Source organism: Sphingopyxis fribergensis (genome assembly GCF_000803645.1).
Classification (GTDB): domain Bacteria; phylum Pseudomonadota; class Alphaproteobacteria; order Sphingomonadales; family Sphingomonadaceae; genus Sphingopyxis; species Sphingopyxis fribergensis.
Genome location: NZ_CP009122.1, coordinates 458,150 through 473,653, shown reverse-complemented (window position 1 = coordinate 473,653; position 15,504 = coordinate 458,150). Strand labels below are relative to the sequence as shown.

The 15,504-nt window shown below is 64.8% G+C and carries 11 protein-coding genes; 8 read left to right on the top strand and 3 right to left on the bottom strand.

What is annotated here, in order from left to right; genetic code table 11:
* Positions 1-57: 57 nt before the first annotated feature.
* The 6 genes from rpe (at position 58) to purH (ending at position 9,810) form a co-directional block, all read left to right on the top strand.
* Positions 58-729, top strand: coding sequence for a ribulose-phosphate 3-epimerase (rpe, locus tag SKP52_RS02060; RefSeq protein ID WP_039571168.1), 672 nt, complete (start codon positions 58-60; stop codon positions 727-729).
* A 3-nt stretch (positions 730-732) separates the two neighbouring features.
* Positions 733-2,511: a heparinase II/III family protein gene (locus tag SKP52_RS02055; protein ID WP_039571158.1), complete on the top strand. Its 1,779-nt coding sequence runs from the start codon at positions 733-735 to the stop codon at positions 2,509-2,511.
* Positions 2,512-2,726: 215 nt separating this feature from the next.
* The gene (locus tag SKP52_RS02050) at positions 2,727-5,573 is read left to right on the top strand and encodes a TonB-dependent receptor (RefSeq protein WP_039571153.1); all 2,847 of its coding nucleotides are present in this window, start codon (positions 2,727-2,729) and stop codon (positions 5,571-5,573) included.
* Entirely contained in the window at positions 5,537-6,985 is a 1,449-nt protein-coding gene (locus tag SKP52_RS02045; RefSeq protein WP_228383795.1) for a purple acid phosphatase family protein, read from the top strand. Before SKP52_RS02050 ends, SKP52_RS02045 begins: the two co-directional genes overlap by 37 nt.
* Positions 6,986-7,003: 18 nt before the next feature.
* Positions 7,004-8,020 (top strand): phytase, encoded by a 1,017-nt coding sequence (locus SKP52_RS02040; protein ID WP_052208821.1) that lies wholly within the window; start codon positions 7,004-7,006, stop codon positions 8,018-8,020.
* A 197-nt stretch (positions 8,021-8,217) separates the two neighbouring features.
* Positions 8,218-9,810 (top strand): bifunctional phosphoribosylaminoimidazolecarboxamide formyltransferase/IMP cyclohydrolase, encoded by a 1,593-nt coding sequence (gene purH, locus SKP52_RS02035; protein ID WP_039571148.1) that lies wholly within the window; start codon positions 8,218-8,220, stop codon positions 9,808-9,810.
* On the opposite strand, the gene SKP52_RS02030 is transcribed toward purH, so the two are convergent.
* Positions 9,782-12,136, bottom strand: coding sequence for a BTAD domain-containing putative transcriptional regulator (locus SKP52_RS02030; protein WP_039571137.1), 2,355 nt, complete (start codon positions 12,134-12,136; stop codon positions 9,782-9,784). The two genes, purH and SKP52_RS02030, sit on opposite strands and share 29 nt — an antisense overlap.
* A gap of 225 nt (positions 12,137-12,361) precedes the next feature.
* On the opposite strand from SKP52_RS02030, the gene SKP52_RS02025 reads away from it, so the two are divergent.
* Positions 12,362-12,718 (top strand): UrcA family protein, encoded by a 357-nt coding sequence (locus SKP52_RS02025; protein ID WP_039571135.1) that lies wholly within the window; start codon positions 12,362-12,364, stop codon positions 12,716-12,718.
* A gap of 209 nt (positions 12,719-12,927) precedes the next feature.
* Positions 12,928-13,581 (top strand): YqaA family protein, encoded by a 654-nt coding sequence (locus SKP52_RS02020; protein ID WP_039571132.1) that lies wholly within the window; start codon positions 12,928-12,930, stop codon positions 13,579-13,581.
* 124 nt (positions 13,582-13,705) lie between these two features.
* Here SKP52_RS02020 and SKP52_RS02015 read toward each other — a convergent pair whose 3' ends face one another.
* Together SKP52_RS02015 and hppD are read right to left on the bottom strand one after the other, a co-directional pair.
* A complete protein-coding gene (locus SKP52_RS02015) occupies positions 13,706-14,257 on the bottom strand; it encodes a VOC family protein (protein WP_039571130.1) in 552 nt (183 codons plus the stop codon).
* 105 nt (positions 14,258-14,362) lie between these two features.
* Positions 14,363-15,448, bottom strand: coding sequence for a 4-hydroxyphenylpyruvate dioxygenase (gene hppD, locus SKP52_RS02010; RefSeq protein WP_039571128.1), 1,086 nt, complete (start codon positions 15,446-15,448; stop codon positions 14,363-14,365).
* Positions 15,449-15,504 lie beyond the last annotated feature (56 nt).

Genomic DNA, 15,504 nt, shown 5'->3' with positions numbered 1-15,504 from the left:
ATAAATAGCGCCTCCGCCCCGCTTGCCCCCGACTCGCTTGATGGTTAAGGCCGGTCCATGACCGCCGCGCCATCTCCCGTCCGTATCGCCCCTTCGATCCTGAGCGCCGATTTCGCGAAGCTGGGCGAGGAAGTGCGCGCGATCGAGACTGCGGGCGCCGACTGGGTCCATATCGACGTGATGGACGGCCATTATGTCCCCAATCTGACGATCGGCCCGGCGGTGGTGAAGGCCTTGCGCCCACACTCGACCCTGCCCTTCGACGTGCATCTGATGATCTCGCCGGTCGATCATTTCCTCGACGCCTTTGCCGCAGCGGGCGCCGACATCATCACCGTCCATCCCGAAGCCGGGCCGCATATCCACCGCACCGTCCAGCACATCAAGTCGCTGGGCAAACAGGCGGGCGTGTCGCTCAACCCGGCGACGCCGGCGAAGATGCTCGACTATCTGATCGACGACATCGACCTGGTGCTGATCATGAGCGTCAATCCGGGTTTCGGCGGTCAGAGCTTCATCACCAGCCAGCTGCGCAAGATCGAGGCGGTCCGCAAGATGATCGACAAGACCGGCCGCGATATCCGGCTGGAGGTCGATGGCGGCATCGACGCGGGCACCGCCCCGCTGGCGATCGCTGCGGGCGCCGATGTGCTCGTTGCGGGCACCGCGACCTTCAAGGGCGGACCCGACGCTTACGCCGACAATATCCGGCGGCTGCGCGGCGCCTGATCGATGAAGGGGAGACCGTTGACCGCTGCCCCTGCCGACCCGCCGCTCGATCCCGGTGACGATGCCGCGACGCTCGACGACACGATCGAGCCCGGCAAGCGCCTGATCCGTCTCCCTGCCGACAAGGGCCTCTCGCTCGGCGACCGGGTCGCCAACGCGATCACGCGGCTGACCTGGCGCACGCCGCTCCACGCATTGCGGCTGAAGGGACGCTTCCCGCTCAAGCTGCTAGGTGTTCCGACCGATCCCGTTCCGGGCGACGCGCGCGCCGGCACCGCGATCCGCGCGGGCCATTTCCTGCACCGCGGGTTAAAGCTGCCGCTCGGCGAGCTCGACTTCGCCGCGCTCAATGTCGCGCCGACCTTTGCCGACTATCTGCACAGCTTTGCCTGGCTGCGCGACCTCGCCGCGACCGGCTCGCGCGCCGACAGCACCCCGATCGCCGAGGCCGTCGTCCGCCACTGGCTCGGCACGCATGGCGAGACGGTCAACGAACCCGCATGGAAAGCCGACAATACGGCGTGGCGCATCCTGTTCTGGGCGAGCCACGCGCCGCTGATCCTGTCGTCGAGCGACCTTGTCTATCGCTCGGCGGTGCTCAACCACCTCGCGCGCGCGGCGCGCCACCTCGACCGCGTCGCCGACAAGACGCGCCCCGGCACCGGCCAGATGGTCGCATGGGTCGGCATCGTCGCCGCGTCGCTGCTGATGCCCGGCGGCGAGCCGCGGCAGGTCTTCGGCGAAGCCGGCCTCCGCAAAGTCCTCGAAACCAGCTTCTACGCCGACGGCGGCAATATCTCGCGCTCGCCGCAGGCACAGCTCGACGCCGTCATGGCGCTGTCGATGCTCGTTAAAATATACGACATGCGCCGCATGGAGGTGCCGCCCTTCATCCAGGAAGTCCTGGCGCGCGCGGTTCCGGCGCTACTCGGCCTCATCCACAGCGACGGCGGCATGGGCAGCTGGCAGGGCAGCGGCGCGACGTCGGCCGCTTATGTGCAGGCGATCGTCGATGCCAGCGGCGTGCGCACGCGGCCGCTCAAGCAGGCGCGCGACTGGGGCTATCAACGGCTCGTCGCGAACAAGGTCGTGCTGCTCGCCGACGCCGCACCGCCGCCGATCGCCCGGGTGACCGAAGCGGGCTGCGCGTCGACCCTCGCCTTCGAACTCAGCGATGGCGCCGAGCGGATCGTCGTCAATTGCGGCGGCGCCGCGCTGGCCGGCGCGACGATCCCCGCCGATCTCGCGCGCGGGCTCCGCACCACCGCCGCGCATTCGACTTTGATCCTCGCCGACAGCAATTCGACCGCCATCCTGTCGAACGGATCGCTGGGCAAGGGTGTGACCGAGGTCGAGCTCGACCGACGCGAGACGCCGCAGGGAAGTCGGCTGGAGATGAGCCACGACGGCTATGCGCGGCGCCACGGGCTGATCCACCGCCGCCTGCTGATTCTGTCACCCAACGGGCGCGAGCTGCGCGGCGAGGACATGTTGCTTCCCGCCCCGCGCACGCGGCGCAAGGGCGACAAGGGCTTTGCGCTGCGTTTCCACCTCGGCCCGCATATCTCGGCGAGCCTGACCGCCGACAAATTGGGCGCGCTGCTGCGCGTGGGCGGCGGCCCGCTATGGCAGTTCCGCACCTCCGAGGGCGGGCTCGACATCGAGCAGAGCCTGTGGGTCGACGGCGAGGGCCGCCCGCACCCGACCGAACAACTCGTCGTCACCGGCACCACGCCTGCGGGCGGGGCGAGCATCGGGTGGATTTTCAAGCATATCGGCTGATGGCCGCGACGGCTCGATCGTCAGAAAAATTTACGATTACAGTTTCGACACAAGTTCCGGTGCAATCCCTTGGGCTTGACCGACACCGTTTTCCTTCTGTTTCAATAGTGTGACACCTCCGTAACACAGCGGTCACAGACCGCTGCCAGTGCGCCCTCGACTCGCCGGGAGCCAAGAGGACCCGGCGATTTTCTCGCACTCCTCGGGGGACTTCCATGCACCGACTTCGTACCGTCCGTTCGCGCATCCTGATCGGCACCTGCCTCTCGCTCGCCGCCGCCGTTCCGACCGCGGCCTATGCCGGCGACCTCACCGGCACGGTGACCGACGCCACCGACACCCGTGCGCTCCAGGGCGCTCAGCTGCGCATCGTCGAGCTGAACCGCGTGGCTGAGGCCGACCGCGACGGCACCTTCCGGTTCGCCGACGTTCCCGCCGGTACCTATACGCTCGAAGCCCGCTATGTCGGTGCCGAACCGCGCACCCAGACGATCACCGTGCCCGAAAGCGGCAATGTGACCGCAAAGGTCATCCTCGGCACCGACGACAGCATCCTCGTCATCGGCCAGTCGGCGAACCAGGCAAGCGCGCTGTCACGCCAAAAGGCCGCCGACGGCGTCGAAAGCGTGCTGACGCGCGACGCAGTGGGCCAGTTCCCTGACCAGAATGTCGCCGAATCGCTGCGCCGCCTGCCCGGCGTGAACATCCTGAACGACCAGGGCGAGGGCCGCTTCGTTTCGGTCCGCGGTCTCGACCCCGAACTCAACGCGACGTCGGTCAACGGCGTCCGCCTGCCCGCCCCCGAAAGCGACGTCCGCTCGGTCGCGCTCGACGTGATTTCGAGCGACAGCATCGAATCGATCGAGGTCAAGAAATCGCTGACCCCCGACATGGACGCCGATACGATCGGCGCATCGATCGAGATCCACACGACGAGCGCGTTCGAACGCCGCAAGAATTTGCTGACCGCGAAGATCGAGGGCAGCTACAATGATTATTCGGAAAAGCTGACGCCCAAAGGCAGCATCGATTTCGCGCAGCGCCTTGGCGACAATGTCGGCGTGTCGGGCGGCATTTCCTATTATCAGCGCAAGTTCGAAACCGATAATGTCGAAGCCGACGGGTGGAATGAAGACGACGGCCAGATCACGACCGAAGAGGTCAACTACCGCGACTATGACGTCGAACGGAAGCGTCTCTCGGCGAATTTGAACTTCGATTTCCGTCTTGGTTCGTCGACCAAGCTCTATGCGCGCGGCCTCTACAGCCAGTTCGACGACCAGGAATATCGCCGCGAAACGAGCCTCAAGCTCGAGGATGCGGGCGAGGTCACCGGCGACGGCGCCGACCTGGTCTACAGCGACGCCGACGGCGAATTGCAGGTCCAGCGGTCGCTCAAGGATCGTTTCGAGCGTCAGCGTATCCGCAGCCTCACGCTGGGCGGCGAGACCGACAGCGATGGCTGGCACGCGAAATATTCGGTCAGCTACGCCAAGTCGACCGAGCGCGAGAACGGGTCCATCGACCCCGCCAATTTCGAACAGAGCTTTGAAGACAATGGCCTGCTCCTCGGCCTCGATTTCGCCGATCCGCGGCGGCCGCTCTACACGGTCGGCGGCGATGCCGGCGCGATTGCCGATTTCTCCGACCCCGACGCCTATGAACTCGACAGCATCCAGGTCACCGGCCTGTCGGACGCGCAGGACGAGGAATGGGGCGCAAAGCTCGACCTCGCGCGCGAATTCGCGATGAGCAATGGCACTTTCACCGTCCAGGCCGGCGCCAAGGGCCGCTGGCGCGACAAGAGCTACAACCTCGAAACGCAATATTGGGAAATGGACGATCTGACGCTCGCGGACTTCGTGGGTTCCCAGACCTATCGGCTCACCGATATTTCGCCGGTTCCCGACAAAAAGAGCGTGCGCGCCTTTTTCAACGCGAACCGCGACGGCTTTGAACTCAACGAATTCGACTCGATCTTCGATTCGAACGTCGAAGATTATTCGGTCAGCGAAGACGTCATGGCCGGCTATCTACTCGGCCGCTGGGACAGCGATACGCTGCGCGTCATCGGCGGCGTGCGCTACGAGCACACCAAGAACGACATCCGCGCCAATACCGTGACGGTCGTGACCGAGGATGGAGAATTGTCCGATGGTTCGATCGCCGACGATGACACGGTCGACAGCATCGTGCCCAACCAGTTCAAGCGCAGCTATGGCGACTGGCTGCCGAGCCTGACGATCCGCTGGGAGCCGCAGCAGAACCTCGTGCTGCGCGCCGCAACATCGAAGAGCCTGGTTCGTCCCAAGCTGTCGAAGCTGGCGCCGCGGTTCAGCATCGAGCAGAATGAAGACGGCGAGCGCGAAGGCGAATTCGGCAACCCCGATCTCAAGCCCTATGAAGCGTGGAATTTCGACGCGGGGGTCGAATATTATCTGCCGAACAATGGCGCGCTGTCCGCGGGTATCTTCTACAAGGACATCAAGAATTTCATCGTCGATACCAATTTGGAGGATGCGGGCGAATATAATGGCATCGCGTTCGACGAGGCGACGATCCCGATCAACGGCGACAGCGCCAAGATTTGGGGCCTCGAACTCAGTTATACGCAGGCGCTGCGCTTCCTGCCTTCGCCGCTCGACGGGTTCCTTGTGAACGCGAACTACACCTATACCGACGCGACCGGCGACGTGCCGACCGACGGCGACATCACCGACCTGCGGAAGATCAACCTGCCGGCGGCGTCGAAACATACGTTCAATGCGGCGCTCGGTTATGAAAAAGGCCCCATCTCGCTGCGCCTCGCCGGCACTTATCGGTCGAAATATCTCGACGAGCTGGGCGATACGGCGGAAGAAGACCGGATCATCGACAATCACTTCCAGCTCGACCTGTCGGCCAAATATGATGTCACCAAGCAGGTTCAGGTCTTCTACGAATGGGTAAACATCAACAACGCCAAATATTACGCCTATAACAATGTTGGCGCCCGCCAAAACCTTCTCCAGTTCGAGCAATATAAATGGACGATGAAGTTCGGCGCGCGGGTGAAGTTCTGATGCGTTACCGGATCGCCCTGCTGCCGTTGGCAGCAGGGCTGGCCCTTTCGGGCACGCTTGCGGCGCACGCACAGGCAGAAAGCGGCCCCATCCCGCGTTCGCCCGGCCTTCCCTACGCGCCGAAAAATCTGCCCGACCGCATTGTCCTTTCGCCCGGGGCCGACCCGGCGCGCGAGATGGCGGTCGCCTATCGCACCGACACCGCGCAGGCCGAGTCCCAGGCCCAGCTCGCGGTGTCGGTCGATGGGCCGACGCTGGAGGAAAAGGCGGTGCTGGTCACCGGCAAAGCGATGCCGGTCGCCAGCAGCTATGGCCCGGCGCTCTATCACCAGATCCGCTTCACCGGCCTCGCCCCCGACACCGTCTATGCCTATCGCGTCAAGGGTGCGGCGGGCTGGAGCGAATGGTATCAGTTCCGCACCGCTGCGGCAGAGGCCAAGCCTTTCCGCTTCCTCTACCTCGGCGACATCCAGAATGGCATTCTCACTTACGCCAGCCGCGTGATCCGTCAGGCGTTCCACGCCAATGGCGATATCCGGCTTGTCGTCCATGCCGGCGATCTCGTCGCCCAGCGCGACGACCTCGACCATGATGACGAATGGGGCGAGTGGAACCAGGCCGGCAGCTATAATTATGCGATCGTCCCGCAGGTGCCCGCGACGGGCAACCATGAATATGTCGATGTGCTGAAGGCGGACGGCAGCGAAAGCCGCAAGCTCGGTCCCTATTGGCCCGCGCAGTTTGCACTCCCCTCCAACGGTGCCGATCCGGTCAAGGCGACGACCTATTACACCGATTATCAGGGCGTGCGTTTCATCGTCCTCGACGGCACCGCCGCGATCGACCTCGGGACAATGAAGGCACAAACCGACTGGCTCGACGCGACGCTCGCGTCGTCGAAGGCGAACTGGAACGTCGTCTTGTTCCACCAACCCGTGTTCACCTGCGCGCGGCCTAACGACACCCAGGAAATCAAGGCGGCGTGGAAGCCGGTGTTCGAAAAGCGTAAGGTCGATCTGGTGCTGCAGGGCCACGACCATTGTTACAGCCGGCTGACGTCGGACGCGGGGCGCGAGGCGAGCGCCAAGGCGCGCGCCGACGGCAAGGTGCAGGGCCCGGTCTATCTCGTGTCGGTGACGGGGTCGAAAATGTATGCGCTCAACGACCGCGCGGCGACGCAGCCCGACAAGGTCGCCGAGGCGACCGAACTCTATCAGATCGTCGATGTCGAGCCGCGGCGGATCAAATTCCGGACATTTACCGCCTCGGGCAAACTCTACGACGGCTTCGATCTCGATCGAACGGCGCAGGGCAACAGGCTCAGCGAGATCGACGAACCGACGATTGCCGCCAGGCGCTGTTCGGGCGAAATCGGCCCCGATGGCGGGCGTTGCGTCGCCCGGGGCAAATAGAGGTCAAAAGGGGTAATGATGAACCGCATTTCGAAACTGCTCACCGCTGCGGCACTCGCCGCAATGCTTTCCGGCTGCGCGGCCAGCGAGCCGGTCATCACCGGCCTGCCGCCGACGCAGGTCACCGCCAGCGGCGAAACGCAGCCCGTCGGCACCAACCGCGCCGACGCCGCCGACGATCCGGCAATCTGGATCGATCCCGCCAATCCGAACCGCGCGCTGATCGTCGCGACCGACAAGAAGGCCGGGCTGCACGTCTATGACCTGACCGGCAAGGATATCACCTTTACCCAGGCGGGCCTCGTCAACAATGTCGACGTCGCGGGCAACATCATCGTCGCGAGCGATCGCAACGACGGGGTGAACGCGCACCTCGCGGTGTTCCGCCTCGACGCCGACAAGCCGGCGATCGTCGCACTCGGCCGCGCGGCGGCGGGCACTGGCGAGGCCTATGGTCTCTGCCTCAAGAAGACCGCGCCGGGCGAACCAATCACCGCGGCGCTGATCGTCAAGGACGGCACGGTGCGCGTCGGCACGCTGACCGTCGACGGCACGCCGAGCTTCGCCATCGAGTGGGAATATAAGATCCCGACCCAGTCCGAAGGCTGCGTCTTCGATGGCGACACGCTCTATGTCGGCGAGGAAAATGCCGGCGTCTGGGAATTGAAACCGAACGGCAAGACCGCGACCGCGCGCATGGTCGCGCCGGTCGACAACCAGCGCCTCGTCGCCGATGTCGAGGGCCTTGCGACGATCGATCACAAGGGCCAGCGTTATCTGCTCGTATCGAGCCAGGGTGACAATGCCTATGCAGTCTTCAAGCTGCCCTCGATGGATTATGTCGGACGCTTTGCCGTTGCCGCCGGCGCCTTCGGTGCAACCAGCGAGACCGATGGGATCGAAGCCGTCGCAGGCAATTTCGGCGCAGCCTGGCCCGACGGCCTCTTCCTCGCGCAGGACGGCGACAACGGTGCGCAGGCGCAGAATTTCAAGCTGGTGCGCTGGGACCAGATCGCGGCGGCGCTGGGGCTTTAGATAGAGCGCAAATTTGGAGCATCGTGTCCCCGCGAAGGCGGGGACACATCTCCGGCCGGCTCTATTTTGCACAGGCCGGTGATGGGCACCCGCCTTCGCGGGTGCACCGCGCTTTTAAGGTTCGACGCCGCTTGCGATAGCGCGCGCACCCGCCTAGGGGGGCCGCGTCATCCCATCGCCAGCCGAGGCCCTCCTCCATGACCGACCTGATTCCCGTCCGCCGCGCCCTTCTGTCCGTCAGCGACAAGGCGGGGCTCGCCGAGCTTGCCGCCGCGCTCGTCCGCCACGGCGTCGAACTGGTATCGACCGGCGGCACCGCAAAGGCGCTACGCGAAGCGGGGCACACGGTCCTCGACGTCTCCGACCTCACGGGCTTTCCCGAGATGATGGACGGCCGCGTCAAGACGCTGCACCCGACCGTGCACGGCGGCATCCTCGCGGTGCGCGACGATGCGGCGCATGTCGCGTCAATGGCGGAACATGCCATTGGCGCGATCGATTTGGTGGTCGTCAACCTCTACCCCTTCGCCGCGACGGTCGCCAAGGGCGCGGCGCGTGATGAGATCATCGAGAATATCGACATCGGCGGCCCGGCGATGGTGCGCTCGTCGGCGAAGAATCATGCCTTCGTCGGCATCGTCACCGAGCCCGAGGATTATGCGGCGGTGATCGCGGAGATGGACGCCAATGGCGGCGCGACCACGCTGGCGTTGCGCAAGCGCCTCGCCGCAACCGCCTTCGCGCACACCGCGACCTATGACAGCATGATCGCAAGCTGGTTCGCCTTTGCCGACCAGGGCAAGCTGTTCCCCGACACGCTGCCGCTGACCGCGAAGCTGGCGACCGAGCTGCGCTATGGCGAGAATCCGCACCAGAAGGCAGCGCTCTACCTGCCCGCCGGCCCCGCGTCGCGCGGGATTGCGCAGGCTGAACAGGTGCAGGGCAAGGAACTCTCCTACAACAATATCAACGACGCCGATGCCGCGCTGGAACTGGTGTCCGAATTCCGCGAGGCCGATCCGACCTGCGTCATCGTCAAGCACGCCAACCCCTGCGGCGTCGCGAGCGCGGCGACGATCGCCGAAGCCTATGACGCGGCGCTAAAGTGCGACGATGTCTCGGCCTTCGGCGGCATCATCGCGGTCAACCGGCCGCTCGACGGCGCGACGGCGGAACTCATCAGCGGCATCTTTACCGAAGTCGTCTGTGCCCCCGACGCCGACGCCGATGCGCGCGCGGTGTTCGCGAAGAAGAAGAACCTGCGCCTGCTGCTGACCGGCGAGCTGCCCGATCCGGCGCGCGGCGGCCTGGTGATGAAGACGATCGCCGGCGGCTGGCTCGCGCAGAGCCGCGACAATGGCCGCATCACCCGCGCCGACCTGAAGGTCGTGACCGACCGCGCGCCGACCGAGGAAGAACTGACCGACGCACTGTTCGCGTGGACGGTCGCCAAGCATGTGAAATCGAACGCGATCGTCTATGCCAAGGGCGGTTCGACCGCGGGCATCGGCGCCGGCCAGATGAACCGCCGCGACAGCGCGCGCATCGCCGCGGTGAAGGCGCGCGAAGCTGCCGAGAACCACGGCTGGACGCAGCCGCGCACCGTCGGGAGCGCAGTCGCCAGCGACGCCTTCTTCCCCTTCGCCGACGGCCTGCTGGCGGCGGTCGAGGCGGGCGCGACCTGTGTGATCCAGCCGGGCGGATCGATCCGCGACGACGAGGTGATCGCGGCAGCGAATGAAGCGAACCTCGCGATGGTCTTCACCGGGATGCGACACTTCCGCCACTGACAGCGCGGCCGAGACGGACCAGCCGTTCGGCCTCGCTTTTGCAGTCGTACCGAAGTCCGGGCTCGTTGCAGAAATCGGGCCAGCGATCCTGGCGCCGCCAGAAATCAACGAGCCCGATCCGCGCCAGCTTGGCAAAAAACTGAGGGTCGCGGCGGAGCGGGGCGACCGAAGGCCAATAGAGAAGCGACCATTGGCCGTCAGTTTTGCGGATCGGCGCGCGCGCCAACCATGAGCGCGCCCTGGGCAGGTCGCCGAGCCGGGTAAAATGCGCGGCCATCAAGTAGGCGATCGACGGATAGCGCGCGAACTCGGCTTCGGCGGCGGCGTCGACCTCGCGCGATCCGATCGACGGGTCGGCGAATTGATGGACGAGCAGCATGTCGAATTCGCGCTGCTCCTCGGGCGCCGCGATGCGATAGACTTCGGCGGCCTCGTCCCGGCCGAGTTCAACCGCGAGACGTTGGCGATGCTCGGCCAGGTCGGGATGCCCCGGCCAGATCGCCTCCACTTCTGCGAACCGCTCCATCGCCTCGCGCATCTGTCCCGCCGCCGCATAACGCCGGACGACCCCCAAGGCCTTGTAGATCGACGTCGGGTCGGCGCGTGCCGCTCGTTCCGCCAGTTCTACACCGGCATGAACATAGCCGGCCTGGAACAGCCCGACCGCGCTCGTCATCAATGCGGCCGGATATTCGGGGTCGATCGCAAGTGCGCGATCGAGCAGCGGCAGCGCCTCGACCATGAACAATTCGCCGCCGCTCGTCTGCGACAAGGCCGTCAGGGCGGGGGCATTGTCGGGATCGATCGCAAGCGCGCGGCGCGCCGTTTCGACCGCCCTCGCGCTCTCGACCCGCAATTTGGCGGCATCCATATCGTGCGAGAGATGTTTGACGCGGGCCTGCGCCAACAATCCCAGCGTGTCAGCATCGCCCGGCCAGCGCCGAACGAGCTCCTCCATCAACCGGATCGCGCGGGGGCCGTCAAACGCCGTATCCGCATCGCAGATCGCAAAGATCAGCGATCGCCGATCAGCATCGGCGGCCAACAGGTCGTTCCGGCCGTTCAGCGTCAAGGCGCAATTGACCAACCCTGCCACTGCGAGCGCGGTCCGTTCGCGCAGCCGGCTGAGATCGTCGACGGGCGCAGCGAACCGGCTGGACCACAGGATCGCCCCGTTCAAACTGTCCACGATCCGCGACTCGCTGATGAACTGGCCGCCGTCGCGTTCGATCGCAACACGGACGACAAAATCGCCCACGCGTCCCGGCACTTTCCCGTCAAGGACGCGGACCGCACCCCCCGACGCCTTGGCAAAGCGCGCGAAATCGCCCGCCAGCGCATCGGCAAAACGGTCCTCGGCCGGATCGCTCCCCCGCAACTCGATCGGTTCGACGCGGACCATCGGCGCGTCGAAGGCCGCAACGGCAGATCGCGACCGCGGCGCATCGGCGCCCGTCAGCGCGAGGGCCAGCGCGGCTATGCCGAGGAACAGTGCGCGCCGCGGCGACAGGCTGGCGGCTGGACTGGCCGCCATGGAAGGCGCGGCGGCTGCGTGACGATCGAGCGGACAGGGCCCGATAGACAGGCGCTTATACAGCTCGGCGGTTTCGACCGAAGGCCTGCCGTCGATTCCGCGCGCGAGCGCATCTTCGATCCGCTGCCAGGCATGACGGACGCCATCGCTGTCGCCCACCGCCCAGCGCGCGCTCATCACCAGCCGCGCGGCATGTTCGCTGCAGGGATCGAAGCGTGTCACCTTGTCCGCCACTGCGAGAGCCTGTTCGGCATCGCCCGCCTGCAGCCGCCTTTCGGCCATGGCGAGCACCTCGCGAACGATCGCTTCGCCCTGACGCGTGCGTTCGACCGCCAGCCAGTCGTCCCACGCCTCGTCGATGCCGTCGAGATCGGCCAGCAACCCGACGTCATGGGCCGGCAGCCGGTCCAGGACCACCGCGACGTCGTCGACCGCGCAGGCGGCGTGAAGTAGCGAAATATCGTCGGCGACTTGCGTGCGATCGAGCGCGATGGTTTCGCGATCGGCGTGCAGCAACGGCGGCATCGCGCGCGTCCAGGGCTTCAGCTCGACGAGACATTGCCGCAGGCTGGCATGCGCCTGCGCGTCGGGGCGGCGGCTCCACAGCAGCGCGCTCAGCCGGTCGCGCGCCAGCGGTGCGTCGGCAAGGACGAGCCGGGCCAGAAGGGCGCGCGCTTTGCGGCCGGTGGGGAACAGGCCGGACGGCTCGACAGCGAAGTCGCCGAGGAGCCGTACTACCGGCATCGCGGCGGCGACCGGCCACCGCTCGTTTTTGGTGAATACAGAATTCACGGCGCGACCTCCTGAGTCGAGGGATAGCGGCCGTATGTTTTTCCCGAAGACCGAAATAACATCTTTTTGACGGATCAACGAACAATAAATTTCAACATTATGTATTTTGACGTATTTTTAATACAGAATTGACGCTCTTATCACGGCGGCCCGCATGTGCCGCCGCTACTCCCATCACATCCCAGCCTGCCGTTCGGCTGGAACATGATGAAAGGGAGTAATTCGATGCGTATCTTCATGGCTCTTCCCCTGTTGCTGCTCGGCGCAGCCCCCGCCTTTTCCCAGCCCATCGTCGCGACCGCACCGGCAGGTGAAATCGAGGTCGTAAAAGTCAGCTATGCCGACCTCAATCTCGACACCGATGCCGGCTGGGCGCGGCTCGACAGCCGCCTGCGCGCCGCAGCGCGCTCGGTGTGCGACGTCCGCCCCGAATTCGAATCGACCGTGCGCGAAATAGCCACCGGCCATTGCTTCCGGAGTGCGCTTTCGAGGGGCCGCGAAGCCGGCAAGGAGATTGTCGCGGCGCAACGGACCGGCGCGCCGTTGACGCTGGCCAGCGCGATCATGATCTCGCGGCGCTGAACCCGCTGGTCCGCGGATGGCGCGGACACGATGATGTCCCTTGCTCCCGTCTCTGATGGGAGCAACGCCGGAGCCGTTCGCGAGCGGCTTCGGCGTTTTGATCACGGCATGACCGGCTTCGGCTCGACTTCGCGTGACGTGAGCGGCATAGGGAGGTCGACGTCGCCACCGCAAGGACCAGCATGACCGCCACACCGCGTAACAAATCCATGATCCAGAATCTGTATAACTGGACCATGGAGAAATCCGCGCATCCGCACGCCGAGTTCTGGCTGGCGCTGGTGTCCTTCGTCGAAGCAAGCTTTTTCCCGATCCCGCCGCACCCGATGCTGGGGCTGATGTGCTTGGCCAATCCGAAGAAGGCGGTGCGCTATGCGATCATTTGCACCCTCGCCTCGGTATTGGGCGGGATGCTCGGTTATGGAATCGGCTTCTTCCTGTACGAGAGCGTCGGGCTGTGGCTGCTCGGCGTGCTCGGGCTTACCGATGCCTTCCCGCCGGCCGCCTGCTATCTTCGCGAATTCGGCGCCGAGATCATCCTGATCAAGGGGGCGACCCCAATCCCGTTCAAGCTGCTGACGATCACCGCCGGCTTCATCCACATGAATTTCTGGACCTTCCTGTGGGCGAGCCTTGCCAGCCGGGCCTTTTCCTTCATGCTCGTCGGCATTTTGTTCCGGCTGTTCGGGGCACCGATCAAGGCGTTTATCGACAAATATCTGATCTGGGTCACCGCCGCGTTTCTGGTCGCGGTGGTCGCGGGCTTCCTAGCGATCGGCGCGCTGTCGGGTGACGGCAAGAGCAAGGAAGCCGATAAGTGCAGCGGCGCGACGCTGGAGAGCATCGGGCTCGACAGGAAATAATCAAGCCACTTGTGCCCCTGCGAAGGCAGGGGTCCATCACCGGAGCTATACGCTCTCAGCTACGGTGGTTTAAAAAGTTGACGGCGGGAGATGGGCCCCTGCCTTCGCAGGGGCACGCAGCCTTTTACTCGTTCGCCGCGGTATGAAGCCAGTCGGCGTGGCGCGGGGCCTTTTTGGTCTGGCTCCATTCTTCGAGCATCAGCGGCGCGACGCGCTTCAGCTCGGCATATTGCGCCGCCGTGCCGATGTCGCACGCCAGTTCGACGCGGTGGCCGTTGGGGTCGAAGAAATAGATCGACTTGAAGATGCCGTGGTGCGTTGGGCCGAGCACGTCGACGCCCTCGCTTTCCAGATGCGCCTTCGCCGCGACGAGCTCGTCGAAGCTGCCGACCTTGAATGCGAGATGCTGGACCCACGCCGGGGTATTCTCGTCGCGGCCCATGACGGGCTGGTTCGGCAGCTCGAAAAAGGCGAGGATGTTGCCGTTGCCCGCCTCGAGGAAGACGTGCATATAGGGGTCATATTCGCCGGTCGACGGCACATGATCCTCGGCAAAGGCGGTGGTGTAGGTCATGCCGAGCATGCGCTCGTACCAATCGACCGTTTCCTTCGCATCCTTGCAGCGATAGGCGGCGTGGTGGACGCCGCCGAGTTTGATGGGGGATTGGCTGGTCATTCTACCAAACTCCGTTCGTGCTGAGCTTGTCGAAGCACCGTTCTTCTTCCCTCGCGCAAAGAAAAAGACAGCCCTTCGACAAGCTCAGGGCGAACGGTGAAGGGGTCAAGCGTTCTCTTTGATTTCCAAGGCTCCGCGGCGAATCTGGTCCATTTCCATCGATTTGAACAGCGCCGTAAAATTGCCCTCGCCGAAGCCTTCATCCTTCTTGCGCTGGATGAACTCGAAGAAGACGGGGCCGATGACGGTCTGGCCGAAAATCTGGAGCAGCAGGCGCGGGTCGCCTTCGGTGGTCGAACCGTCGAGCAGGATGCCGCGCGACTGGAGGCCCTCGACCGACTCGCCATGGCCCGGGAGGCGCTCTTCGAGCATCTCATAATAGGTCGCCGGCGGTGCGGGGGCGAAGGGGTTGCCGAGTGCCTTGAGCTTGTCCCACGCGGCGTAGAGATCGTCGCAGCTGAACGCGATATGCTGGATGCCCTCGCCATTATAGGCGCGCAGATATTCCTCGATCTGGCCCTTGCCGCCCGCGCCCTCTTCGTTGAGCGGGATGCGGATCTTGCCGTCGGGGGCGGTCATCGCTTTCGAAGTCAGGCCGGTATATTCGCCCTTGATGTCGAAATAGCGGATCTCGCGGAAACCCGCGATCCGCTCATAAAAGGCTGCCCAATGCGCCATGCGGCCGCCATAGACATTGTGCGTCAGGTGATCGATCAGCTGCATCCCCGCGCCGACCGGGTGGCGATCGACGCCATCCTCATAAACGAAATCGATGTCGTAAATGCTGAGGTCGTCGCCGTAACGGTCGATCAGGTAGATGATCGAGCCGCCGATACCGCGGATCGCGGGCAGCCGCAGCTCCATCGGGCCGGGATTTACCTCGACCGGCTCGGCGCCGCGCTCGATGGCTTCGCTATAGGCTTTCGCGGCGTCGCGGACGCGCCAGCCCATGCCGCACGCCGACGGGCCGTGCTCGGCGGCGAAATAGGCTGCGGGCGATTTGGGTTCGTAATTGGCGATCAGGTTGATCCCACCCTGGCGCCACAGCTGGACGTCCTTCGAACGGTGGTGCGCGATTTGCGTGAAGCCCATCGCTGCGAACACGGGTTCGAGAATGCCCTTTTCGGGCGCCGAAAATTCGACGAATTCAAAGCCGTCGAGGCCCAGCGGATTATCGAAAAGGTCGGCCATGTCGCATTCCCATCTAGTTTCAATTGAAACTATTATGATGGAATGGAGTGTGGGAG

Bases quoted from the DNA above. Each gene is read 5' to 3' on its own strand.
- rpe (WP_039571168.1), top strand. From the start codon at position 58: ATGACCGCCGCGCCATCTCCCGTCCGTATCGCCCCTTCGATCCTGAGC.
- SKP52_RS02040 (WP_052208821.1), top strand. From the start codon at position 7,004: ATGAACCGCATTTCGAAACTGCTCACCGCTGCGGCACTCGCCGCAATG.
- SKP52_RS02025 (WP_039571135.1), top strand. From the start codon at position 12,362: ATGCGTATCTTCATGGCTCTTCCCCTGTTGCTGCTCGGCGCAGCCCCC.
- hppD (WP_039571128.1), bottom strand. From the start codon at position 15,448: ATGGCCGACCTTTTCGATAATCCGCTGGGCCTCGACGGCTTTGAATTC.
- SKP52_RS02045 (WP_228383795.1), top strand. From the start codon at position 5,537: ATGGACGATGAAGTTCGGCGCGCGGGTGAAGTTCTGATGCGTTACCGG.
- purH (WP_039571148.1), top strand. From the start codon at position 8,218: ATGACCGACCTGATTCCCGTCCGCCGCGCCCTTCTGTCCGTCAGCGAC.
- SKP52_RS02050 (WP_039571153.1), top strand. From the start codon at position 2,727: ATGCACCGACTTCGTACCGTCCGTTCGCGCATCCTGATCGGCACCTGC.
- SKP52_RS02020 (WP_039571132.1), top strand. From the start codon at position 12,928: ATGATCCAGAATCTGTATAACTGGACCATGGAGAAATCCGCGCATCCG.
- SKP52_RS02015 (WP_039571130.1), bottom strand. From the start codon at position 14,257: ATGACCAGCCAATCCCCCATCAAACTCGGCGGCGTCCACCACGCCGCC.
- SKP52_RS02055 (WP_039571158.1), top strand. From the start codon at position 733: ATGAAGGGGAGACCGTTGACCGCTGCCCCTGCCGACCCGCCGCTCGAT.